Annotated in this window: 20 protein-coding genes; 6 read left to right on the plus strand and 14 right to left on the minus strand. The window is 38.4% G+C overall.

Annotated elements, in window-relative coordinates; all coding sequences use genetic code 11:
• Nucleotides 1-122: 122 nt before the first annotated feature.
• From AC4QJR_RS15540 to AC4QJR_RS15555, 4 genes are all read right to left on the minus strand, one after another.
• Nucleotides 123-1,073: a ribose-phosphate diphosphokinase gene (locus AC4QJR_RS15540; RefSeq protein ID WP_098571879.1), complete on the minus strand. Its 951-nt coding sequence runs from the start codon at nucleotides 1,071-1,073 to the stop codon at nucleotides 123-125.
• Between the two features lie 136 nt (nucleotides 1,074-1,209).
• Nucleotides 1,210-1,788, minus strand: coding sequence for a cysteine hydrolase family protein (locus tag AC4QJR_RS15545; protein WP_496523405.1), 579 nt, complete (start codon nucleotides 1,786-1,788; stop codon nucleotides 1,210-1,212).
• Nucleotides 1,789-1,936: 148 nt separating this feature from the next.
• Nucleotides 1,937-3,028 (minus strand): NAD(P)H-dependent flavin oxidoreductase, encoded by a 1,092-nt coding sequence (locus AC4QJR_RS15550; protein WP_496523406.1) that lies wholly within the window; start codon nucleotides 3,026-3,028, stop codon nucleotides 1,937-1,939.
• A gap of 312 nt (nucleotides 3,029-3,340) precedes the next feature.
• Nucleotides 3,341-4,339, minus strand: coding sequence for a hypothetical protein (locus AC4QJR_RS15555; protein WP_496523407.1), 999 nt, complete (start codon nucleotides 4,337-4,339; stop codon nucleotides 3,341-3,343).
• Between the two features lie 249 nt (nucleotides 4,340-4,588).
• Between AC4QJR_RS15555 and AC4QJR_RS15560 the strand changes: the two genes are divergently transcribed.
• Nucleotides 4,589-5,929, plus strand: coding sequence for an NAD(P)/FAD-dependent oxidoreductase (locus tag AC4QJR_RS15560; RefSeq protein WP_496523408.1), 1,341 nt, complete (start codon nucleotides 4,589-4,591; stop codon nucleotides 5,927-5,929).
• Nucleotides 5,930-6,053: 124 nt separating this feature from the next.
• Here AC4QJR_RS15560 and AC4QJR_RS15565 read toward each other — a convergent pair whose 3' ends face one another.
• A complete protein-coding gene (locus AC4QJR_RS15565) occupies nucleotides 6,054-7,340 on the minus strand; it encodes an L-lactate MFS transporter (protein ID WP_496523409.1) in 1,287 nt (428 codons plus the stop codon).
• A gap of 291 nt (nucleotides 7,341-7,631) precedes the next feature.
• Here AC4QJR_RS15565 and AC4QJR_RS15570 point away from each other — a divergent pair, with 291 nt between their 5' ends.
• Nucleotides 7,632-7,862 (plus strand): ABC transporter, encoded by a 231-nt coding sequence (locus AC4QJR_RS15570; protein WP_098571874.1) that lies wholly within the window; start codon nucleotides 7,632-7,634, stop codon nucleotides 7,860-7,862.
• A 133-nt stretch (nucleotides 7,863-7,995) separates the two neighbouring features.
• Here the strand turns inward: AC4QJR_RS15570 and glnA are convergent, their stop codons facing one another.
• Both glnA and sstT read right to left on the minus strand, forming a co-directional pair.
• Nucleotides 7,996-9,360 (minus strand): type I glutamate--ammonia ligase, encoded by a 1,365-nt coding sequence (gene glnA / locus AC4QJR_RS15575; protein ID WP_496523410.1) that lies wholly within the window; start codon nucleotides 9,358-9,360, stop codon nucleotides 7,996-7,998.
• A gap of 328 nt (nucleotides 9,361-9,688) precedes the next feature.
• Entirely contained in the window at nucleotides 9,689-10,927 is a 1,239-nt protein-coding gene (sstT, locus tag AC4QJR_RS15580) for a serine/threonine transporter SstT (protein WP_496523411.1), read from the minus strand.
• Between the two features lie 308 nt (nucleotides 10,928-11,235).
• Here sstT and AC4QJR_RS15585 point away from each other — a divergent pair, with 308 nt between their 5' ends.
• Nucleotides 11,236-12,987, plus strand: coding sequence for a hypothetical protein (locus tag AC4QJR_RS15585; RefSeq protein WP_496523412.1), 1,752 nt, complete (start codon nucleotides 11,236-11,238; stop codon nucleotides 12,985-12,987).
• 87 nt (nucleotides 12,988-13,074) lie between these two features.
• Here the strand turns inward: AC4QJR_RS15585 and AC4QJR_RS15590 are convergent, their stop codons facing one another.
• The 3 genes from AC4QJR_RS15590 to AC4QJR_RS15600 form a co-directional block, all read right to left on the minus strand.
• Nucleotides 13,075-13,524, minus strand: coding sequence for a DinB family protein (locus tag AC4QJR_RS15590; RefSeq protein ID WP_496523413.1), 450 nt, complete (start codon nucleotides 13,522-13,524; stop codon nucleotides 13,075-13,077).
• Nucleotides 13,525-13,633: 109 nt separating this feature from the next.
• Nucleotides 13,634-14,191, minus strand: a complete 558-nt coding sequence (locus tag AC4QJR_RS15595) for a DUF6155 family protein (protein WP_496523414.1) — start codon at nucleotides 14,189-14,191, stop codon at nucleotides 13,634-13,636.
• 34 nt (nucleotides 14,192-14,225) lie between these two features.
• Nucleotides 14,226-14,984 carry a GNAT family N-acetyltransferase gene (locus tag AC4QJR_RS15600; RefSeq protein WP_496523415.1) on the minus strand — a complete coding sequence of 253 codons (759 nt, stop codon included), beginning with the start codon at nucleotides 14,982-14,984 and terminating at the stop codon, nucleotides 14,226-14,228.
• A 214-nt stretch (nucleotides 14,985-15,198) separates the two neighbouring features.
• Between AC4QJR_RS15600 and AC4QJR_RS15605 the strand changes: the two genes are divergently transcribed.
• Complete coding sequence (locus AC4QJR_RS15605; RefSeq protein WP_496523416.1) at nucleotides 15,199-16,410, plus strand: MFS transporter; 1,212 nt, start codon at nucleotides 15,199-15,201, stop codon at nucleotides 16,408-16,410.
• Nucleotides 16,411-16,581: 171 nt separating this feature from the next.
• On the opposite strand, the gene AC4QJR_RS15610 is transcribed toward AC4QJR_RS15605, so the two are convergent.
• A complete protein-coding gene (locus AC4QJR_RS15610; protein WP_496523417.1) occupies nucleotides 16,582-16,902 on the minus strand; it encodes a ribonuclease E inhibitor RraB in 321 nt (106 codons plus the stop codon).
• A gap of 178 nt (nucleotides 16,903-17,080) precedes the next feature.
• On the opposite strand from AC4QJR_RS15610, the gene AC4QJR_RS15615 reads away from it, so the two are divergent.
• A complete protein-coding gene (locus tag AC4QJR_RS15615; protein WP_251458684.1) occupies nucleotides 17,081-17,263 on the plus strand; it encodes a YolD-like family protein in 183 nt (60 codons plus the stop codon).
• A 159-nt stretch (nucleotides 17,264-17,422) separates the two neighbouring features.
• On the opposite strand, the gene purT is transcribed toward AC4QJR_RS15615, so the two are convergent.
• Nucleotides 17,423-18,601 carry a formate-dependent phosphoribosylglycinamide formyltransferase gene (gene purT / locus AC4QJR_RS15620; RefSeq protein WP_496523418.1) on the minus strand — a complete coding sequence of 393 codons (1,179 nt, stop codon included), beginning with the start codon at nucleotides 18,599-18,601 and terminating at the stop codon, nucleotides 17,423-17,425.
• Between the two features lie 272 nt (nucleotides 18,602-18,873).
• On the opposite strand from purT, the gene AC4QJR_RS15625 reads away from it, so the two are divergent.
• Complete coding sequence (locus AC4QJR_RS15625) at nucleotides 18,874-19,383, plus strand: DUF2179 domain-containing protein (protein ID WP_098571865.1); 510 nt, start codon at nucleotides 18,874-18,876, stop codon at nucleotides 19,381-19,383.
• Between the two features lie 132 nt (nucleotides 19,384-19,515).
• Here the strand turns inward: AC4QJR_RS15625 and gltD are convergent, their stop codons facing one another.
• Entirely contained in the window at nucleotides 19,516-21,000 is a 1,485-nt protein-coding gene (gltD, locus tag AC4QJR_RS15630; RefSeq protein WP_496523419.1) for a glutamate synthase small subunit, read from the minus strand.
• Nucleotides 21,001-21,016: 16 nt separating this feature from the next.
• A complete protein-coding gene (gltB, locus tag AC4QJR_RS15635; RefSeq protein WP_496523420.1) occupies nucleotides 21,017-25,570 on the minus strand; it encodes a glutamate synthase large subunit in 4,554 nt (1,517 codons plus the stop codon).
• Between the last annotated feature and the right edge of the window lie 38 nt (nucleotides 25,571-25,608).

A 25,608-nucleotide genomic window follows, 5' to 3' on the forward strand; every position in this document is an offset into this window, starting at 1 on the left:
ATCATATCACTTTCTTAAACTATGTAAATTATTTCGCCTCGGTTAATACTAAGGCCTATTATCTAGTCTTAACCAAACCCCAAAAAGCCAACTATAAGAAATAGTTGGCTTCGTAGAATCACTTATTCAAATAAAGGACTTACTGCTTTTTCATTATGGATCCGGTCGATTGCTTCAACAAGAAGAGGCGCAACAGAAATCGTTTTAATTTTACTACTGATTTTATCTTCCGACAATTCAATAGTATTTGTCACGACTAATTCCTTAATTGGTGACGATTCTATTTTTTCAATCGCTCGGTCTGTAAAAACAGGATGCGTACAACCGGCATAAATTGCTTTTGCCCCATTTTCTTCTAGAGCTTTAGCTGCTAAAGAAATGGTTGCACCGGTATCAATCATATCATCAATAATTATGGCATTTTTGCCCTCGACATTACCAATAACATTTATGGTTTGGGGACCATTTTCTTCAAATCTTCTTTTATCGATTAGGGCAAGTGGAACGTGTAATAGGTTGGCCACTTTTCTTGCTCGACCAATACTGCCATTATGTGGCGCGACAATAACAATATCTTCTAAACCTTGTTCCTTAAAATACTGTCCAAGGATTGGAACACCATAGAGATGTTCTACGGGGATATCAAAGAAACCTTGAATTTGTGATGTATGGAGGTCCATTGTAAGAATTCGACTTGCTCCAGTCGTTTCTAAAAGGTTCGCTACTAGTTTCGCTGTAATCGGCTCCCGTGAACGTGCCTTTCTGTCTTGTCGTCCATATCCATAGTATGGAATGACCACATTAATAATACTAGCTGAAGCTCTTTTTAGAGCATCAATCATGATGAGGAGCTCCAAAATATTATCATTGACAGGGTAAGATGTGGATTGTACAACATAGACCTCACTGCCACGAACACTTTCTTCAATATGAATCTGAATCTCTCCATCACTGAAATGAGATACAGAACTGTTTCCTAAATCGCATCCTAAGAGCTCTGCCATCTCTGTTGCTAGCTTTTGATTGGAATTCAATGAGAACAATTTAAATCGTTTATTTTGTTGATATGTCACCTTAGATCCTCCACACGTTTGAATTTCTAATTTTACTAATTATCGATCCATCTTATTTTACTATATTAATCAACATAGTGGTAGGAAATACACCAAAGAGGTAACTTTTAATCGGAAATCCTTGTGTTTTTCTACGTCACTCGTTTGAGTTAGTTAATTTAGTCAGTATATTAGCTGTTGTCATAATGGTTGCAAATTCATGATGCAAAGTGGCAAGTTCAAATGTTTGTACATCCTCGGCAGAGTGTTTTATTCCTTTATGGTCTATAAGTTCAAATGCAGCGATCGCATCCTCGATTTGGAAGGTATCGAAACCAAAATTCCCACTCATCCGAGTGGTGGTGGATACGCAATGTTGGGTCGACAGGCCAGTGATTATTACCGATTTAATTTGCTGATCACGTAAATAAGTTTCTAATTCCGTGCCAATAAACGCACTATTTACATTTTTTTGAAAGACTTTTTCATTAGCTTTTGGACGAATTATCTCCTTAAATTTTGTCCCGTTTTTATTTTTATAATAGAGCGGTGAATGAGGCAAAAGGGATAAATGTTGAGAATAGATAACCGGCCATTTCCGTCTGCGCCATTCGGTAAGCAATTGTAAAATATTTTCCTCCGCCTCGAGATTGTTCCGCTTACCCCAGTACGGATCATCAAACCCATCTTGAACGTCTAAAACCAAAAGTGCTGGTGGATTTACAAAAAGATTCATTCTGTATTTCTCCTAACTTACGTTTTCCAGTATCTTGAAATGATTAGGTTAATTTTTTGTAAAAAGAATGAATCGTATTCACGGAACATCCCAAAAACGCGCGAAAGGTTTCACGCACTCATTCATATCTGCAATATTTCGGGGACTATTATTGATTACTCATAGATTCATTAGTGGATAGTAACTGTTTTGCCCCTGTAACTACATCATGGATAACTTTGCTTGCAGGAATTTCGTATTGTAAAAGTCTTGTCGCCTGTCCTGCCCATAGTGCTATATAGTCAGGATTATTTAGAAGGGCTCCCTGTCTACGGATATCATTCGCCATAGTATTTTGTGTTGGGAAATCGGCGGGGGAAATCTTGGCATCATCGTAAGCTTGAATAAAAGCATTTTTAATTCCCCTTGCCGGACGACCTGAAAAGACTTTCGTAATCACTGTACTTTCCTCCGTGCTATGGATAAGTGCCTCTTTATACACACGGTGAGCACCTGACTCAATCGTTGTTAAGAAAGCGGTTCCCATTTGAACTCCCTGTGCACCCAAAGCTAAGGCAGCCACCAAACCGCGGCTATCCATAATGCCACCAGCAGCGACAACAGGCACTGAAACTGCATCAACGATCTGTGGGACTAGCGAAAAAGTTCCGACTGTTGCACCATGGGTGTTTTTTTCAATTTCAAATGTCCCTCGATGACCTCCAGCATCACTACCCTGGGCAATGATAATATCTGCTCCATTTTCCTCAGCGAGCAGCGCTTCTTGAACGGTTGTTACCATGGTAGTGATAGTGATATTTTGTTGCTTGACGATTGCCATTTTATCTTCCGGAAGGACCCCGAATGCTGTGGAAATGACAGGAACTTTTTCTTCTATTAATACAGCAAATTGTTCGTCAAAAAAGTTATTTGTTTTCACTTGGTGGTTTGCCGGCTCCATACCTAACTCTTTCCTTATTTTATTAAGGACTTTCTGTGACTCTTCCACACCTTCATAATGATCGGTCAGATTTGTACAAAACAAATTAACGGCAAATGGCTTGGTTGTTCGTTTCTTAATTTCTTTAATGGCCACTCTAATTTCTTCTGGTTTCATATAGGCTGCGCCCAACGTCCCTAATGCCCCAGCGTTCGATACATTAGCAACAAGATCCACGGTCGTAGGCCCTCCCGCCATTCCAGCTTGAATAATCGGATAATCTATATCTAGAATTGCACATAGTTTTGTGTTTAATTTCATAGAAATCCTCTTTTCTTCTATTAATATTGGTTTGCATTTCATTCATGGAAACTTTTTTCCTCTATTAATATTAAAACACAATTAGAGAAAAAGTGTCAGGCACCACTTTTGAATTCCGTAGACTCACCATCATAGAACGTAGGCGATCAGAACGATTCGTTACCTTTTCCTTTAAAATTGGTTTGAAAAATTGTCCATGAATAAGTAGGCATAAAAAAAAGGCGAGCACCAGAGCTGTTGACAATGTTTATCAGCAGCCCTGCCCCACTTCTTCCTTTAAATTTGTAAAAATCGAAAACAACTATATAAGTGTTATGCGAAACGATAGTAAACTAATAATAAAGTTGCTAGTACAAAAATGAAGTTTAAAAACACAAAGATAAATTGATCTGTTTTCGTTCTATGCATTTTTATTGGTGGGTTATAGAATGAAACACCTTCAATAATGAAGATAATTAACACAATGTGAATCATGAAATGACCGATGACTTCTGTCATTCCAAAGAGCATGGTGGTGGAGATGAAAATAGCTGTAACCACAAAACCTAATACACGATTTAAAACTCCGACCACTAATAAATAACCGACGACAAATTCAATAAATGCTGCCATAACAACAAATAAACTGGGTTCAAAGCCAAATGTTGGCACATGGTGGTTTGCGACAATATCTAAAGCCATACTTGGATAAACCCATTTTTCAACCGCTACCCAACTAAGCGATAATCCTGTCCCTAAATACAGAAATGGGAATCCGGCTTGCTCTAGTCTTGTATTTCCTACCAACAATACACCAATAATGGCTACGTAAAATCCGTAATCTAACATATAGAAAACACTATGATGGATGGTTACATAAATAAATAATCCTAATAATATCGAAGCACCAATTTTTGTAGAAATATGATGAGGTATCAATAAGAAACCGATTGTCACCCATGCTAATACTGTAATAATTGTACTATTAACATGAAACTCTGGAGCAAATAGAGTTCCATTCACCATTTGTATCATCAGCGAAACGGCGGTTCCATATTTTAATAAATACCTAGAATACTTTCTTAAACTGGAGAGACGATCCTCCATTTTTTTCACTGTTCCCCATTTAGCCATTTTCGGAATGATCAGTGTTAATGTAGCTAATACAACAGCAGCCACAAGAGTTAAAAGTAAAAACATTGGTGATAATATATTTTCAATGGACTCCTTATGTGGCTCCACATTTGTGAACCATTTCACATGTGCTTGCGCAAAAATTGGTGTCATAATAAGCCCTAATGTTAATAGTATCTGAAATATCTTTTTCATCATCTGTAAGCCCCCTAGTGAATATAAACAACATGAATATAGTGATAATATACCGTATTCCTCCAATCTAAAACCATCTTAGAATTGAACAATTTGTGAAATATATCACAAATATCGCGTTCGGAAAGTATTTTCATGTGAAGAGGAGTATTTAGTCATTGATTAACACTATTTAATTCTTGGCAATACAGTCTATGAGAGTTGTATGCTATTATATTGTAGGTAAATTATTAATAGGAGGCTTATCACCCCTTGTCCAAATTTGAAAGAGCAATAATTATTGGCGGAGGCATCTCAGGGAAATTAGCAGCACGTGTTGTGTCTGATTTTTTCAAAGAGGTAATGATTATCGAACGTGATTACGAACCGCAGGGACCATTTCCAAGAAAAGGTGCCCCACAAGGTGAACATTTACATGCGCTCCTCCAAGCTGGTGAGCATGGTCTCGAGGCGTTGTTTCCAGGTATAACAAAGAAATTCCACTCAAGTGGTGCAGTGAAAATAAACTCTACGCAGGATCTAGCATGGTTCCACCATGGTGTCTGGAAATTACGTTTTAATGGAGGATACACAACAACTCTGCAAACGCGCCCACATTTAGAGTGGCATATAGACCACTACATAAAAGCTATACCGAACGTAACCTTTCTATATAATCACACGGTTGAAAACTATATTTATAATGAGGAAAAGAATCAAATTACAGGAGTCGTTCTTATCGATAACAGTGGGACAGAAAAAAATCTAACAGCGAACCTTGTTATTGATGCAAGTGGAGTGAGCAGTCTCTCTAGTAGTTGGCTAAACAAACGTGGTGTTTCTATCCCTGAACAAAGAGTGAAAATTGGGTTAAATTACGTTACTAAATCTTTTCAACTGCCCGAGAACGATGAAAGGGATTGGGCAATAAAAATCGTTTATCCAAACCCTCCACATGAAAAAATAGGTGGGACCATCTCAAAGGTAGAGGGAAATCGTTATATTGTCACACTAAATGGCTATCATAATGAAGTAAATGAAAAAGAGGTAATAAAAAATGATAACGGCTTTACGGAGCTAACAAAAAAATTACCTAAATTAGATATCTACCATGAAATAAAGGATGCAGTTCCTCTTTCCGGAACCTCGGTCTATCGTGTACCACATATCGTTTGGAAACAATTTAATAGGGTAAAGAATTTGCCCGGCGGACTGTTATTGATAGGTGATACGGTTTGCAGAATTGATCCTGTTTTTGGTCAAGGTATGAGTATCGCTGTTTTAGAGGCACTTAAACTGCAAGAACTCCTTCAAAATGAAATTCATGATCTTCTAAAAGTCACTACTAATTTCCATAAACAAGAAGCTAAAATCATCGCCCCTATTTGGAATATGGTGATTACAGAAGATTTTCGCTATCCCGAGACCATTGGGAAAAAACCTGCAGGTCTTTCCATTCAGCAATGGTACGCCAAAAAGATTTTCCTCTTATCATCGGAAAATCAAGAAATATATAATTCGTTCATCAAAGTCATGAACCTAATTCGTCCGATGACCATCTTAATGAGCCCTCGAATTATCAAACAGGTATTGAAAAAGACCTTTTCAAAATGAATTTTTATGGGACATCGTCCCGCAAATAGGGTGTCAGGCACCAAAAGTTAATAATAGCAGGTTCATATAAAGTAGTTAGGACCTGGTTCAATATGAAAGAACCAGGTCCCATTTATCCTTCTAATCAGCTACTCTTCAAATTATCCATTTTATTTACCACCGGAGTCTCATTCAAAGCCCGCAACTTTTTAATATCTACTCTTATCAATAGTGAAATCGCTAATGCAATGATAAACAACCCCGAAAATACAAGAAGTGTTCCTTGGTAGCTTCCGGTTGTTTCTCGAATCCATGAAACGAATATCGGACCGACTAAACCGGCTGCTGCCCAGGCTGTCAAAATATAGCCGTGAATGGCGCCTAACTGCTTCGTTCCGAATAGGTCGCCTATATAGGCTGGTATCGAAGAGAATCCTCCCCCATAACAGGTCATGATCAAATAAACAATGATTGAAAACAGAATACCCACTGTAATGTTCGGTAAAACAAAGAAGGCAACAATTTGGAAAGCAAAAAATAGAGTATACACATTTGGTCGGCCAATGTAATCAGAAATAGTTGCCCAAAGAATACGTCCGGAACCATTAAATAACCCCATAATTCCTACCATTGTCGCAGCAGATGCCGCTGTTATACCAACCAACTCTTGTGCCATAGGCGATGCAACGGAAAGAATGGCAATCCCACAGGTTATGTTGATAAAAAGCATGATCCACAACGCCCAAAATTGTCTTGTTTTTACCGCTTCATTTGCCGTTAATTGTCTAAGATCCTTTTTTATCCTTTTATTCCCTGAAGTTTCAACCGTTGAATCAAAACCTTTAGGTACCCAACCTGCTACTGGCGGAGCAAGGTACTGAGCGGAACAAAAAATGACTAGAAAATATGTTCCACCAAGAATATAAAAGGTGTTGGAAATGCCGTAAGTTTGGATTAAGTGATTCATTATTGGACTGCTAATCATTGATGCAAAGCCAAACCCCATTATAGCTAGTCCTGTTGCCAATCCTCTTCGATCAGGGAACCATTTTACCAAGGTGGAAACTGGTGTAATATAGCCAACCCCTAAGCCAATACCCGCAATAACCCCATAAAATAAATAGAGTAATAGTAACGATTCAAAGTGTACCGCTGCCCCAGCACCGGCAACACCGATTCCAAAAAATACGGAACTTAGTGTTCCGGAAACTCTAGGTCCGAATTTCTCAACAAAGTGGCCTAAAAAGGCAGCGGATAATCCTAAAAATAATATGGCTAAGCTAAATGTAAATGAAATCTGTTTTAATCCCCAGCCCATTTGCTGCTGTAATGGGTTTGTAAATACACTCCAAGCATAAACCGATCCTATCGAAATATGTATTCCAACTGCCGAAAGAGCTATAAGCCATCGATTCTTCATCTGACCCTTCATCCCCGTTTCACATAATATTTATCTAGATATCAAATTCATATTAATCTTTTAATCAACTTCCACTTCACGTGTATTGTTTGTTATTTGACTATATTAACCTACAATTTTATGTATTTCAAGCGAAAATTTCAATTTAAATACGAAATATAAATTATATTTTTTAATTATTGTTCGTGTTTTTATCAAAAAATCATGTTTAGGTCTTTCGCCTTTTTTCTATTTTCATAAAACATCTTCAATAGAAACCGCATACAATGTTGGTGAACAAACAAGGACAGGGGGTGAAATCAGATGGGTTCTAACCATTGTTCCTGTGGCATTTTTGGAATTTTTCTTGGATTTTTAACAGGTGCCATTTGGCTATTGTTTGGATTATTGTGGGTGACTTCTTTGCTTGGAGTTATCGGTCTAGTTGGTTTAATTGTTACCGTTCTAAAATTCCTTATCATTGTAATTGGCTTCCTTGCATTCCTTATCTTTGGATTATACGTATTTAGGAGGGCATGGCATCACATTAAGTGAAATAGCAAGCAGAATTAAGCCAATTTGGATTTATATATAAGGGCAGCCTCAATTAGAGGCTGTCCTTTACAGTTACTTCCATAAAAAAACGGGCAACTAGGGTTGTTTAATGCCCTGGTGCCCGCTTTTTAAATTAGAATTTAGAATGATAGTTATCGATTTCCCATGCATGAACCGCTGTACGGTAGCTGTCCCATTCTGCTTTCTTCATCGAAACATACTCATTGTATACGTGCTCACCTAGTGTATTGGCGGCAATGTCTCCTGATTCTAATTCTTTAATTGACTCTGCTAAACTTCCAGGCAGGCTATCGATGCCACGGAAGGCTCTTTCTTCTTCTGTCATATGGAAGATATCTTCATTAATTGGAGCTGGTGCTTCTAGTCCTTTTTCGATTCCATCCAGACCCGCAGAAGCAATCACTGCAAATGTTAAGTAAGGGTTGGCTGATGGATCTGGGCAACGTAATTCAACACGTGTCGCAAGACCTTTTTTCGCTGGAATACGAATTAACGCTGAACGGTTTGACGCAGACCAAGCAAGATAACAAGGAGCTTCATAACCAGGCACTAATCGCTTATAAGAGTTTACTAGCGGGTTTGTTACTGCCGTAAAGCTCTTCACATTTTCTAGAACACCCGCAATGAATTGATAAGCTTTTTCAGATAATTGTAACTCATCGGATGGATCAAAGAAGGCATTTTCGCTACCTTCAAAGAAGGACATGTTAACATGCATACCAGAACCATTGATTCCGAATACTGGCTTCGGCATAAAGGTTGCGTGTAATCCGAATTTCTTCGCTACTGTCTTCACGACCCATTTATATGTAGTGGAAAGGTCAGCAGCCGTTAATACATCTGCATATTTAAAGTTAATTTCATGTTGCCCTTCAGCTACTTCATGGTGAGAAGCCTCAATGGTGAAGCCCATTGCTTTTAAGGCACGGTAAATTTCTAAACGAACGCGCTCGCCAAGGTCATGTGGAGATGGCTCGAAATAACCGGCTTTATCACCAAGTTCTTGTGTTGCATAACCATTTTCATCTGTTTTAAAAAGGAAAAATTCTAACTCTGGACCCACTGAAATCGTGTATCCATGTTTCTCGGCGCGATCCACTGTTTTCTTTAAAACATTTCTTGTGTCTCCTTCAAACAAGGAACCATCTGGGTTCTTAACAGAACATAGGAATCTAGCTTCCGAATATCCGTTTTCAACTGTCCAAGGAAGAACCGCAAAAGTAGCTAAATCAGGCTGTAAATAAAGATCCGATTTGTTAATAGGTGAGAAACCTTTGATTGAAGAGCCATCAAACATCATTTTACCTTCGACGACATCTTCCAATTGCTCAATAGTTACCGTAACGTGCTTTAAGATTCCTTCGATATCGACAAATTGCAAGTGTAATAGTTCAACACTTTTTTCGTTAATGATTTCTTTAATTTGTTCAAGAGTTGTGGCAGTACCTGAAGTGTTTGAAATTAATGTTTTTGTCATGTCACTTTACCTCGCAATTTCATGTTATATTTTATTACATCGATTAATATAAACTGATTATAATAAAAAAAGAATAGTTTGACAATCTTTTTAGGTAAATTTTTTGAATATTTATTCTGAAATTTTGGTAAGCGTTTTCAAAAAATGCCTGATTAAATCTAATATTCTCATGAAGTCTAGCAAATCTCGTATTCATATTTATGCAGATGTATGTATATTATTTTCAGTTTATCACCTAAGCAGTCTATCGCATTTTAGCTAATACAAAAAAACAGCTGTTAGAGAGCTCTCTAACAACTGTTTTGAATTCAACCTATTGATTTACTGCTTATGAAGCTTTTTGAATAGTAATACTTTTTCCTTGTTTACGTTTTTCATTAAATTCTGCCGCAGCAGTGAAAAGTACGTCTGTAGATGAATTTAATGCAGTTTCAAAAGAATCTTGTAAAACACCAATGATAAAGCCAACGCCAACTACCTTCATAGCAACATCCATCGGAATTCCAAATAAACTGCATGCAAGCGGAATCAGTAATAAAGAACCACCCGCAACACCTGATGCACCACAAGCGCAGACCGCTGACAGAACGCTTAGGATAATGGCTGTCGGAATGTCCACTTCAATATTTAATGTATTGACCGCTGCAAGTGTCAATACAGAAATGGTAACAGCTGCCCCCGCCATATTGATAGTTGCACCTAAAGGAATCGATACGGAATAAGTATCCTTATCCAAACCTAGTTTTTCACATAATTTCATATTGACCGGAATATTTGAAGCGGAACTGCGTGTGAAGAATGCTGTAATCCCACTTTCCTTTAAACACATAAATACAAGCGGGTATGGGTTTTGACGAGTTGCAGCGAACACAATGATTGGATTAACAACTAGCGCCACAAATACCATACAGCCAAGCAAAACGGCAAGCAATTTCCCGTAACTCAGCAATGACGAGACTCCGTTAGTTGTAATAGATTCAATAACAAGGCCCATGATTCCAAATGGAGCAAACTTGATTACCCATGTAACCAGTTTGGACACCGCATCTGAAAAATTAGAAATCATTGTTTTGGTTGTATCTGGAGCATTTTTTAACGCAAAACCAAGGAGTACAGCCCAAGCTAAAATACCAATATAGTTCGCATTGTAAATAGCTTTAACTGGGTTATCTACTACGTTTAACAATAATGTTTTGAGAACCTCTACCACACCGCCTGGAGCTGCTAATTCCTCCGAACCGGTTGCAAGTGTTAAGCTGACAGGAAAAATGAAGCTGACAATAACCGCTACTAATCCAGCTAAAAAGGTACCTAAAAGATAAAGAAAAATAATTGATTTCATATTTGTTTTGTGACCACTCTTATGCTGAGCGATGGCTGACATTACCAAGAAGAGCACAAGTACTGGTGCGATTGCTTTCAGGGCACCCACAAACAAAGAACCTAAAATGACAACAGGCTTTGCTACTGCTGGAACCGTAACAGCTAGAATAATGCCAATAATCAAACCGATAATTATTTGCTTTACCAAACTAATTTGATTCCACTTGTTCACTAGACTTTTCATAGAATTCCCCCCACTAGTTTATGATAATTTCAAATTCATAGTCCATTTAGGTGTTTATATTCTCTCTCTTTATCCACTGAACTATTTTAGAACTAATAGTATTATAGTGAATATTTAGATATATTACAATAGTATTTCCTGATATTAATCAGTAAGCAACCAATGCAAACGCTTTTACTTTCGTAATTTCATTCTAAAGCCTTCTTCATACCTTCTAAAAAGAATATTATTGTGTCCATTGAATTGAACAAGCATATTATATTTACACAAAAACATTTACGAACAATAAGGGAGGTTAACAGAGTCACATGTCTAATAGTGCAGATAAGAAGAATACCTCTCGTCCCGATTTATGTTCAGGCTTGCAGCCGCACCACAGAATTTTCTTCCTCTACGGGCTCTTCCTAGTGGGAATGGCAATGGTTGTCCCCACATTGTCAGGATTAGTGAAAAATCAAAATTCCATCGCAGAATGGAACGAAGTTTTCAGTCATCCCCCATTCATCATCCTTTTTATTGCTTTACTTTTAATAAGCGCACTCTCATTTGTGTTAATAGGTGCCACTCATGGTAAGTTTTGGTTTCGATTTCTTATAACGATACTCGTCGCCAGTTTACTCTGCACATTCAGTTGGATGCTTTCTGCAGCAGGATACATCCTCCTGCCAGTCTTATTCATTATCGGATATGTACTTTTAAGGGGATCATTCCCAATACCGAATCATCCAACCTTAAAAGATATAATAATCATTTTCATTACCATATTTTCCATATGGGGGATCGTGTTTGCATTTGGATTTCATCTGTCCGGTTTGGGGTTCACAGTGACCGTTTATTACGGAATTGCTCAGTTAATTGCCTTGGTCTCTTTCCTTCCCATGTCGCTGTTATTAATTTCTGGAGTGGATTTGGCTAATGTAACTGATAAAATCGTGGAGAGAATGACCTCGTTTCTTAGCCAGCGTGGATACAAAGTAGTACTAATTACCTTGCTATCAACTTCCGTGGTAAAACTGGGTTTCAATTTGTGGAAAATTGAATGGCACTCCATCAGTAGTTTAATTGCATCCCTTATTTTTCTTGCATTTTTCCTGTGTATAGCTAGGTTTACCTCCAAATGGCTGTTCGAATACAAACCTAAGTTTACACACTGGCTAGGCTTAACAGCTCTTATCCAGCCGATTCCACTTGGTGTTGCAACAATCTTAATCATGTTCGGTGTCCAGCTGTCAATTGATTCGGCTTCCACTATCTTAGCGGCTGCCATCGGTCCAATCACCCTTGTCATTGCTGGGTTCCTTTCATTTTTCCCCAAAAGACGTCCTTTTTCCTTTTTTGTTGCCTTAATGGGAGTATGGGTGCTATTGACTAGTGGTCTTCCAAGACTATCAAACCTTTTTTTCGGCTTTACATTTGATGGTTTAACACTATGGGGGTTGGATGGGATTACCGCTTTCCTCTTCATCCTCTGGAGCAGTTGGTTACTATACCATCAAAAAGAATCTCCTCTTGTTTCGACAGCTTTAAAGTTTTCTTTATTTTTGAGTTGTTGTTTTATAGTAGATCAATTATTGAAAAATCAGGTCGCCATTGCCGAGATCTATACCGTATTTCAAATATTAACCTATTTAGCCATCCATCAGTTTTTCCTACGACCTAAACAGAAATGGTGGATCCAAATTCTACCTTGGATAGTAGTCGTAATCATGTTTCTCCATAATATTTGGGATGGATTATTCCCAGACGGAGTGATGAGCTCTGTGAATTTAGCGATCTTAATGATTGCCATGCTTTGGGATATCATTACGTCTGAAGAAAAAATTAGAGGGGAAAAATCGATTGGACCAAATCAACCGGGACTCCTTTTTCTCTATCTCGGGGTCGTTATCTGGACCATAGCGCAAGTGGTATATGCTAAAACAGGAAAGGGTGCTGCCGTTTTGGAATGGGAGCCCATCCTTCTCATTGGTTTTCTAATAGTCGGTATCCCGTGGGTGCTTTATCTTATTTTAAGAGAATTAAAGACTAAGCTTGTGGAAATGGAGACTAAAAAAGAATGACTTGGTGAATGAATAGAAAAATTTAAATGAAAGGGAGTGTTTCATGGTGCCTGACACCTTTGCAACACTCCTTTTTAAGTCCAGCATCTATCTCCTAAAGACAATATAGTCTAAAATAACAGGCTCGGTATCATTGGCCCTTAAAAGTTGATTGATCTGTCCTCGGTGATATTGACCATGTAAAGCAACATGGGTCAAGATGTCTCTTACCGAATTCTTAAACTCTATGCCTTTACTGTTCCTGTATGAAACGATTTGTTCGAGACCAGAGTCAGTTAAACCCAAAAGGAATTCTTTATAGTTTTGATTATTTCGATTAGCCAATGCTACACATGATTCTATACTAACATCAGCCCAGATAGGCAAATTTGAACTGTCTAACCCTTTTAACCTAGTAAACCACACCTGCTCCGCAAACAGAATATGTGAGAATAAATTAATAACCTGTTCGTTCTTCTTATCCATATTTTGCAAAGTTTCAAGAATTCGTTGATTAGACCAAAGTAAATGCTCAAACATATTTTGGATTGTTTCCATGCCTACACCTCCATGTATTAACCAGTGTTGTTACTTTTGCGTCCTTCGATTTTTTTCGATTAACCATTTATATATCGGAACTTTCTGTTCCAAGTCGAAAGACAAGAACCTATTCATCATCATTCTCATCTTCACCATGAACCCATTCAATCGAATAATACGACTCAATTATTGCTTCCTCAACCCCCCAGCCAATTAAGTCGACATTAGAAATAATGTTACGTAATCTATTAGAAAAGGCTTTATATAGTTCTTCATCGCGATCACATTCCATGGCTACTTGATCAAACATCCTCACTAGACTGGTGTAGAAACCTTCATTTATATCACCATATGAATTTGTAAATTTCACACACATTTCCACATAAAAAAGCATAAGGTCAACTGTTCGTTTCTCATCATTTGTTGCCTTTTTAAAAGCAGTTATCTCCTTTTTTGCTTCTGTCAATCGGAGTTTCTCAGTTCCTCTTTCTGGAAAAAATTCATTGTTAATTTTTTTCTGGGTTTGATGAAAAAGAACTTCAATTACTTGGTCCCCTAGAAATTTACTGGATAAGTAGTTTTGAACCTCTTTGTTTGACTTATACATAGCCACGATCAGTTCAATCAATTCCTTTTGATCATATCCTTTTAACTGTTTTTTTAAATCAGTAATCTTGATTTTCATAGATCCTCCGCTATTACTACATTCATCATAACATTTAATTTTCAAATATTTTATGTGAATGATATTTAAATCCTAGATACTCATAGTTTTGTTTCCTGTACATTTCTCTTGGAGTGTCTTCACCATCCGCAACTAAGATGACCGACTTATCTTCATATTTCTCCATAACAAATTTTTGCAGCCTGCTGCCAATCCCTTTTTTCTGAAAGTTTTCATCTACCACTAAACCATCAATTTCGGCTGTATCTTTTGCAATTATTACATCTAGTGAACCCGCAGGAACACCTTTATAATAGGCAAGCAGTTGTTGAATATTCTTATTTTCACAATTTCTTTTAGCCAATTCTCTTTTTTGATTTGCAAATTCAGAACCCAACTCCAAATCGTGTTTATACTGCAATTCAAGAAAAGTTTCAAGGTTTTGATCCGTCACAACTTGTACCTCTATATCTGGATCGTCTACAACCAAGGGAAATTGTTTAGGCTGGATGGCGTACAATTCGAGAAATCCAATACTATAACCTGAATCCTTCATGTAAGCTACTAATTCCTCCGCTAGTTTTTCGTTTGGAGGAAAATAAAACTTTACATGATTTTGACCATTTTTTAAATGATAATTTCGCAAGTAAAACTCCACACTTTTAAATTCCGATAAAGATGGTGATAACTTAAACTCTATAAAATTACTATCATATCTAAGTAACATTTCAGGATAATGAATGTGTTTGTATTGATTATTTTCAAATACAACCTGACCAACCACATAAATATTATCGAATGTTATATTCTTCATCGATTTAGTCCTCTTTTCCATAAATGTCCGACCATATGAACTATCCAAATTCATTATATACTTTTTCTATAATTGTTGGAATAATTGACATTTTTTAGAATGATGACCACACGGAGCTTCTTAAAGGTATTTTATTAGAACCTATGCAAAAAGAGGAGTATGATGAGGTAGAGATAATTTATAAAACCAACATCTAAAGGAGTATTTTTCAATAATGAACTATATTCAGCGCGGGACACACACATTTAAAATGGTAAACATCGCTTTATTTGCCGGTGGATTTAATACATTCGCGATCCTTTGGGGAACACAGCCATTACTGCCGGAGATCGTGAAGGAATTTCATATTTCACCAGCTGTATCCAGTTTAAGCTTGTCCTCTACCACTATCGCTTTAGCGGTGAGTATGTTGATTGCTGGTTCTTTATCAGAAGTATTCGGCCGGAAACCAGTCATGACTATTTCTTTAATTGTTTCATCGATTCTATCCATTTTAACTGCGTTTAGTCCAAATTTTCATATATTAATCTTATGTAGAATCTTACAAGGGATTTCATTAGCAGGATTGCCTGCTGTTGCGATGGCCTACTTAGGTGAGGAAATTGACCCTAAAAGTTTAGGGATGGCAATGGGATTATACATTAGCGGGAACTCCATTGGCGGAATGGGAGGTCGAATAATTAGTGGAATTTTAACAGATTATTTTAGTTGGCATGTAGCATTGGCCTTTATTGGAATCATTAGTTTACTTGCTAGTCTTATTTTCTGGTCTATTTTACCGAAATCTACACATTTTAAACCGCGAAAATTTGAAATTAAAAAATTAGCAATCTCCTTGTTTGTCCAATTTAAAGAACCAGGCCTTCTTTATTTATTTTTAACTGGATTTCTATTAATGGGATGCTTTGTATCGTTATATAATTACATTGGTTTTGAGTTAATGGCTCCACCTTATTCTTTAAGTCAAACCTTAGTTGGCTTTATATTCATTGTGTATATTGTTGGAACATTTAGTTCTACTTGGATGGGAATGTTAGCCGATCAATACGGGAAAAGAAAACTATTAATGGTGTCATTGTTCATTGTATTGTTAGGGACATGTATAACGCTAAATTCGTCTTTATCGTTAAAAATTATTGGAATAGCCATTTTTACGTACGGTTTTTTTGCCGGACATTCGATAGCGAGTGGTTGGATTGGACAAATTGCTACTCATGACAAAGCCCAAGCCTCATCCCTATATTTATTTTTCTATTATGCGGGATCTAGTATCGGAGGAACGGCGAGTGGTGCATTTTATAGTAGTTTTGGCTGGCATGGTGTTGTCTCCATGATTGTAGTCCACATGATAATTTCTATCATCATAGTAATTCGATTAGGTAGCATTTCTATAAGAGCATTACGGCATTCTCCACATAGAATTTAAGAAACAAGGAGTCTTACTCGCAATATTGTACAAGATCTATACTTTGTAACGTTTGGGGATAAATGAATAAAAGAAAAGCCCTGGTGCCCTCCAAAATAATTGATTAGGCCCAGGGCTTTCATATACAAATATATAGACACTAAACCTAATAAAATAAAACCGCCAATTTTTTTAATCTACAAAAACACCCCAACCGTCCGAATAACCACCATGTGGTTTACTTAAGTCATTTAATTTTTTCTGTATTTTAGTTAATTCATTATGATTTAATAGCATTCTTTTCGAGCAAGAACATGCCCACTCATCTGTTTCGTCATCCTGCTCTAGGAAACAGTTGAATCCTTCTCCTTTTAGTACTTGCGATAATTTTTCACCTGTCATTTGATCAGGCACGGCCACAAAAAATTCGACTGACTGTGGTTTTTTAAAATTCACTCCATCTTTATAAAGACTTTGTAAAGCCTCTCCATCCGCATCATTTGGAAATTTCATTGGTTTTTCCTCCATATTCTATTACATTCAATATTCATTATAATTCACTTATTTCTATTCCACTAATCAAATTAGCTTGACTTAACATATTATTAACATCTTCTACATAGTCTCTTAAAATACGAAGGATATAATGTGAATTGTACAACAATCCACTACTAATAAAAGGGGGATATAAATGTTCTTAAAAAAACTAACTCAAAATGGCCTAATTACGATTGTTTACTATAAAAATGGTGCATTGCAAACCTTAAAAGGGCGGGTTTATCACCTAAATCTTAAAGACCAATTGCTTTCTTTAAAAGATGAAAAACAAATGTTATTTTCCATTCGTTTATCTTCTGTAAGACATATTTATTAACTGTTTTATTTCACCAATGAAAGCTAATAAAGAAATCCCCACCCCTAAACCTTGAAAAGGTTATTTTTTTTCTAAATTTTCCATTAGAACAAGAAGATGCCTTGGTCATGTTATACCAAGGCACCTAATATTTGGAAAGGTCTTTTTTTAAAATGCGATTTAGCTATGCGTGATCCTTATTTTTGACGCGGCTATTTCGGCTCGGTTCCTTGCTACTTCAACAGACTCTCCCGAACTTAAGACCACCGCCATCCGACGGCCTACTTTTGTTTCAGGCTTTCCAAAGATTCTTACTTGGGTATTTGGAATAGATAAGCTGTCCTCAATGCCTTCAATTTGGTATCCTTTACTCTCTTTCCATGCTTTAACCGTGCGACTTGCACCAGGAGTTAACAGCTGAACCCCTGGGATGGGATATCCCAAGATGGCTCTTATGTGCAAGGCAAACTCGGAAAGATCCTGCGTAGCCATAGTAACCATTCCCGTATCATGTGGTCGTGGTGAAACTTCACTAAAATAAACACCTTTTGCCGAAAGAAATAATTCAACGCCAAAAAGTCCATATCCACCAAGGGCATCGGTGATTTTTTTGGCAATGTCCTGCGCTTCTGCTATTTGTTCCTCTGACATAGCATGCGGCTGCCAGGATTCAATATAATCCCCATCTTTTTGCACATGACCGATTGGGGCACAAAAGGTTGTGCCTGAGACAGAACGAACCGTTAACAGTGTGATTTCAGAATCAAAGTGAATAAATTCTTCAACAATCACTCGAGCTTTTTTGCCTCTTCCACCCGAAATTGCCTCATTCCACGATATTTCAACATCCTCGATAGAACGACAAATGGTTTGCCCTTTTCCAGATGAACTCATAATCGGTTTAATTACACATGGAATTCCGATTTCTTGTACGGCACTTCTTAATTCCTCTAGCGTGTCTGCAAAGGCGTATTTCGCAGTTGGAATCCCCAATTCTTCACTAGCCAATCTTCGGATTCCTTCTCGATCCATCGTTAGGTTCGTTGCTTTAGCGGTTGGCACAATACAAAAACCTTCATTCTCAAGATCAATTAACGTTTCCGTTGCGATTGCCTCAATTTCAGGAACAACCAAGTCCGGCTTTTCTAGTTCAATCACTTTTCTCAGTTCTACTCCATCAAGCATATCAACAACATACGAATGATCGGCTACCTGCATGGCAGGAGCATTTTCATAACGGTCAACAGCAATCGTTATCATACCAAGGCGCTGAGCTTCGATAATCGTTTCTTTTCCGAGCTCTCCCGAACCAAGTAACATCACTTTTTTTGGTTTGCTATAATTTGGGTAACTAATCATCTTATCCACTCCTAAATGTTTGCTTTTTAGCTATAATATCGTATAATCAATGAGGATATCAATAGAAAAATAGTTTAGATAACGAACATTTATATATTTTATACTATCAATCATTCGTTTGACCAAAGGATTCATACTATCAATACGAAGGGAAATAAAAAATAGAAATAAAAGATTCGTAAATTAACGAATTAAGAAAAGAAAACACTATTTTATTTAGTTTAAAAGAGATAAAATATTAGTAATTTAAAATTGACGATAGAGGTGCCAAAGTGAAAGAGATTATTTTGATTTTGCTGTTACAATTGGTTTATGTACCTATTTACACACTGCGAACAATCTTTTTGGTTAAAAATATAACCGTGTTAGCATCAATTTTAGGTATCGCAGAAATGTTAATATATGTTTTTGGGCTTTCACTCGTATTTGGTGGGGATCAAAGTATTATTGCAATGGTAGTTTATGCCGTTGGTTTCGGGTTAGGAATCATCCTTGGAACGAAATTAGAACAAAAAATAGCAATTGGTTATATTAACGTTACGGTTAATACACAAGAAAAAAATGGTCATTTGATAGACACTTTAAGACAAAATGGTTTTGGTGTTACATTATATACAGGTGAAGGACGCGACAGTGAACGTTATCGAATGGAAATATTGACAAAGAGAAATAGAGAAAATGAACTAATAGCTACTGTCGAAAAATTTGAACCTAATGCGTTTATTATTTCATACGAGCCAAGAAGATTTAAAGGCGGTTTCTTATTGGATCGACTTCGTTAGAAGCGAAATGTTGTATATGCAATTTTTGCAAGATAAAAAAATGACGTGTGTCAAACCACACGTCATTTCTTATGCCATTTATAAAGATGGAACAAGTTACATACTAAACCTGGCCGTTTTTCTACTATAATATTATTTAGGAAGATAGGATTTCCCCATCAAATAACAATCCACTTCATAAGCAACCTGTCTTCCCTCGTTGATGGCCCAAACGATTAGGCTTTGCCCTCTTCTAGCATCACCTGCAGCAAATACCCCCTCAACGTTTGTACGATACTCACCGTAAGCTGCTTCAATCTTTTGGTTGATTGCATTAACACCGAATTGACTCAAAAGCGGCTGCTCGGTGCCCTCAAACCCAATCGCAATAAAGACAAATTGGGCTGGCCAGACTTTTTCAGTTCCCGGAATTTCTTTAAAAAAGAATCGGCCCTCATCATCTCTTAATTTTTCCATTTGAATGGTATGAAGTTCCTGTAAGCGGCCGTTTTCATCCGCAACTATTTTCTTCGTTTGGATCGAATATTGACGCGGGTCTTCGCCAAACTTGGCCTCGGCCTCTTTATACGCATAATCCATAGTAAAAACATTAGGATAGGCTGGCCACATATTCCCTGAAGTACGCGTCTCAGGTAATTGTGGATGTTTGCCAAACTGAACCACACTACGGCAATTTTGACGCAGGGCCGTTGCCACACAATCTGCTCCCGTATCTCCACCGCCAATCACGATGACGTCCTTGCCTTCCGTATTGATAAATTGACCATCTTCAAAATTCGTATCCAAATAACTCTTCGTTGCCTTGGTCAAGTATTCCATGGCGAAGTGAATCCCTTTCGCCTCACGCCCTTCAATGACTAGATCACGCTGTTTTTGAGCACCTGTACAAAGAATCACAGCATCGAATTGTGCGTGGAGTTCTTCTGCAGTAATATCTTTTCCAACCTCTGTATTCGTGACAAACTTGATCCCTTCTTGGGTTAATAAGCTGATTCGACGCTCAACCACTCCTTTATCTAGCTTCATATTTGGAATACCATACATGAGTAAACCACCAGGACGGTCTGCACGTTCAAAAACCGTTACCGAGTGACCTGCTTGGTTGAGTTGATCCGCACTGGCTAATCCAGCCGGACCTGAACCGATAATCGCCACTTTTTTCCCCGTTCTGCTTACTGGAATCCGAGGGGCAATCCAGCCATTTTCAAAACCCTTATCAATAATCGCTTGTTCAATGTTTTTAATGGTTACTGCTGGGTCTGTTATGGCTAACGTACATGACCCTTCACACGGTGCTGGGCATACCCGCCCGGTGAATTCCGGGAAATTATTCGTTTTAAGCAACCGATCAAGGGCTTCTTTCCACCGGCCGCGATAGACCAAGTCATTCCATTCGGGAATAAGATTATGAATCGGACACCCGGATGTTGCTCCTTGAATTTCCATTCCCATATGGCAGAAAGGAGTGGCGCAATCCATGCACCGTGCACCTTGTCTGCTTAAAGTTTCGTCCGAAAAAGGCAGGGAATACTCTTTCCAGTCGCCTACTCGCGTAAGGGGATTTCGTTCTTTACCTTTTTCTCGATAGTAATCAATAAAACCTGTTGTTTTTCCCATCTTCCTCTCCCCTTTCTTAGCGTAGTACAGCTTCTGGCTGTTTAGTTGTAGTTTTTTTCTGTTTGGAAGAATTGGCTAAAAATGCACTCATAATCGCGTCTTCATCTGGTAAACCTGCATCCTTTTGCTTCTGAATTTGCTCAAGCATCCGTTTATAGTCTTTCGGAATGACTTTGATAAATTTTCTGACATAATTTCCCCAGTTTTCTAGAACATAGCTTGCTTTCACACTATTCGTATAATAGAAATGAGTTTGAATGATTTTCATTAACTCTTCCTCATCGTTTTTTGACAACGACTCTATTTCAATCATCTCTTGATTACATAACTTCCTAAAAGCCTCTTGATCATCAGCTAATACGTACGCAATCCCGCCAGACATCCCTGCAGCAAAGTTTTTACCTACATCACCTAAAATAACGACGCGTCCGCCTGTCATATATTCACAGCCATGATCGCCAATTCCTTCGACAACCACATTCACACCGCTATTACGGACCGCAAATCGTTCGCCTGCACGTCCATTAATATATGCTTCACCGCTTGTTGCACCGTATAAAGCAACATTCCCAGCGATTACATTTTCCCCAGCTAATAATTTAGATGATTGGTCTGTTTTCACAATCAACTTTCCTCCAGATAAGCCTTTCCCAAGAAAATCGTTGACGTCTCCTGTAATCTCTAATGTCACGCCGTTTGGAACAAAGGCACCGAAACTTTGACCTGCGGACCCTGTAAATCTTAGGGTAATCGTATCCTCAGGCAGCCCCGCTTCGCCATACTGCTTCGACACTTCACTTCCAACAATTGTACCTACCACACGGTTCACGTTTGTAATCGGGAAGCTCACATCCACTGGAACTTGATCTTGTAATACTTTTTGAACTGCCGGTAAGATTTTCTGAATATCAAGCGACTCGTCAATTTTGTGATTTTGTGGTGTTGTATATGTGCGAGCACCCTCAGGTTGGTGAAGCAATGGAGTTAGGTCTAAGTCCTTTGCTTTCCAATGTGCTTTTGCTCGGTCACTCATTTTCAAAACATCTGTACGACCAACCATTTCGTCTACTGTTCTAAAGCCAAGCTCCGCCATTAGTTCTCGAACTTCTTGAGCAATAAAACGCATATAGTTGACAATGTAATCAGCTTCTCCCGTGAACTTTTGACGAAGCTGTGGATTTTGTGTGGCGATTCCAACTGGACAAGTGTCTAAATGACAAACACGCATCATCACACATCCAAGCACGACAAGTGGTGCAGTCGCAAAAGCAAACTCTTCAGCCCCAAATAACGCGGCCATTACAACATCTTTTCCAGTCATTAATTTACCGTCAGTCTCAAGCACAACACGATCGCGTAAACCATTTAGCATTAACGTTTGGTGCGCTTCGGCAAGCCCCAGTTCCCATGGTAATCCTGTGTGCTGGATACTAGTTTTTGGAGATGCTCCAGTTCCACCATCATATCCACTGATGACAATGACATCTGCGGCACCTTTGGCCACACCGGCAGCAATCGTTCCAACCCCGCCTTTGGAAACAAGCTTTACGCTGATTCGTGCATCTCGGTTGGCATTTTTCAAATCGTGAATCAGCTGCGCCAAATCCTCGATCGAATAAATATCATGATGCGGTGGTGGTGAAATCAGCCCAACACCTGGTGTGGAACCACGAACATCAGCAACCCATGGATAAACTTTATTACCCGGAAGCTGTCCGCCTTCACCTGGCTTTGCTCCTTGTGCCATTTTAATTTGAAGCTCATCCGCATGAACCAGATAATGACTTTTGACTCCAAAACGGCCGGAAGCAATTTGCTTTACAGCACTGCGACGGTTATCGCCATTTACATCTAAGCTAAAGCGGCGCGAATCTTCTCCGCCTTCACCAGAGTTGCTTTTTCCGCCTAAACGATTCATCGCAATTGCCAAAGTTTCATGTGCTTCCTTGCTGATTGATCCAAACGACATCGCTCCTGTTTTGAAACGGGTGACAATGGAATCAACTGATTCTACTTCGTCGATTGATAAAGACTGTCTTGTTTCATCAAATGAGAACAAATTCCGTAAGAACCCAATTCTCTCGTCATTTGCAAGTTTGGAATACTTTTTAAATAATTCGTAATCGCCCTTTCGGCAAGCCCATTGCAGTGTATGAATCGTTCCAGGATTAAAGGCATGATGTTCCCCTGTTTTTCTCCACTGGAAGTTACTGCCTGAATCTAAAGTTTGATCATAAGAATCTGCATATGCCAAAGTATGAAGCATTTTTGCTTCTTTCGCGATTGTATCTAAACTGATCCCACCAAGCTGTGAAACCGTTCCTGTAAAATACCGCTCAATGACTTCTTCGCTGATTCCAACTGCTTCGAAAATTTGTGCACCACGATAACTTTGGACCGTTGAAATCCCCATTTTGGACATCACTTTTACAACGCCCTCAGTCATTGCTTTTACATAATTATTTACCGCGTCTTCATAGGTATATTGTAAACTTCCTTCTGCGATGGCCTGCTTATAGGTGGCGAATGCAAGATATGGATTGATGGCATCAACACCATAACCAATTAATGCAGCTAGATGATGAACTTCACGTACTTCTCCAGATTCGATAATAATACTTACTTTCGTTCTGCTGCCTTCACGAATCAAATGCTGATGAAGAGCACTTACTGCCAATAACGAAGGAATCGCTGCTTGGTTCTTATTCATTTTACGGTCAGATAAGATTACTAGACTCACCCCTTCTGAGATCGCGGAATCTGCCTCTTGGCAAATCCTATCAAGACTGCCTTCCAGATTATCATCAAACAGAATGTCAATAACCTTACTCTTAAAATCGGCTGAATCCAAAGATTTCAAACGCTCTAATTGACCGTTGTTAATGACTGGTGTATCAAGTTGAATTCGACGGCAGTTTAACGGTGAAGGCTGTAATATATTTCCTTCTGCACCTAATAACGTCATCGTTGATGTGACAATTTCTTCTCGTAGTGAATCAATGGGCGGATTGGTTACTTGGGCAAATAATTGCTTAAAGTAATTAAACAATGATTGCGCCCGATCAGATAAAACCGCTAAAGGCATGTCATTACCCATTGCGCCAATTGGATCTTTTCCTTCATTTACAACAGGAACCAAGTATTTTGAAATATCCTCGTAGGTGTAGCCGAATGCTTTCTGGCGAATGAGTAAATCAGCTAGGACTTCTTCTTCGTTGGATCTTTCTTCATTTAAACGAATAAGCTGTTCGTCCAACCATTGCTGATAAGGAAGTGCTTCAGACATCTCGTTTTTTACTTCTTCATCAGAAATAATCCGTCCTTCTTCCAAATCAATTAACAGCATTTTCCCTGGGCTTAAACGATCTTTATATAGCACTTTTTCAGGTTCAACATCAATGACGCCAACCTCTGATGAAAAAATAATATAATCATCATCCGTAACGTAATAACGAGCAGGACGAAGGCCGTTTCGATCTAAAATCGCGCCAATTTGTTTACCATCTGTAAAAGAAATCGCCGTTGGACCATCCCATGGTTCCATTAAGCAGCTATGAAACTCGTAAAATGCTCTCTTTTCTTTTGTGATATGCGGGTTTTCTGACCATGGCTCAGGAATCAGCATCATGGCAGCATGAGCAGGTTTTCGGCCCGCCAGTACCAAAAACTCAAGCGCATTATCTAAAATCGACGAGTCACTTCCATCGGTATCAAGGATTGGAAGCACCTTTTGCAGATCCTCACCAAAAGCTTCCGAGACGAATTGCTTTTCTCGGGCCTTCATCCATTGAACATTGCCGCGAAGTGTATTTATTTCTCCATTATGGATTAGGTAGCGGTTTGGATGTGCCCGTTCCCAACTAGGGAACGTATTTGTACTAAAGCGGGAATGCACTAAAGCAAAAGCCGATACAAAACTCTCATCCTGTAAGTCCAGGTAAAATCTGTCCACCTGTTCTGGTGTTAATAACCCTTTATATACAATCGTTCTGCTTGAAAGGCTGGCAAAGTAAAAACGTAAATCAGATTCCTTCGCCCAAAGTTCTGATTGTTTCCTAATAATATATAGTTTTCGCTCAAAAGATAATTCATCCTTCAGTCCTTCATTGTCACCAATAAATACTTGGCGGATGAATGGACGGCTTTGCTTGGCAGTTTCTCCAATGGTTTCATCATTGACAGGTACAGTTCTCCAACCAAGAACGGTCTGCCCTTCTTCTTCTACCACTTTATTAATATAGGACTCTATTTTTTCTCTTTCTACATCATTCTTTGAGAAAAAAAGCATCCCTACCCCGTATCGTCCTTTTTCAGGTAATTGGACGTTCTGAAGGGTAATGCGGAAAAACGCATCCGGAATCTGGACCATGAGTCCAGCGCCATCTCCTGTTAATGGATCACTTCCTTGACCGCCGCGGTGATCTAGTTTACATAGCATGCTGAGTCCTTTTTTGACAATCTCGTGAGATGCGATCCCTTTAATATGGGCATACAATCCAATTCCACATGCATCATGTTCATATTCTGGGCGGTAGAGACCTTGTGCTTTTGGTAGTTGATGAAACGTCATTACTATCTCCCCCGTTCTTAATTTTCCGATAAATCAGT

It is taken from the genome of Neobacillus sp. BP17, assembly GCF_059579525.1.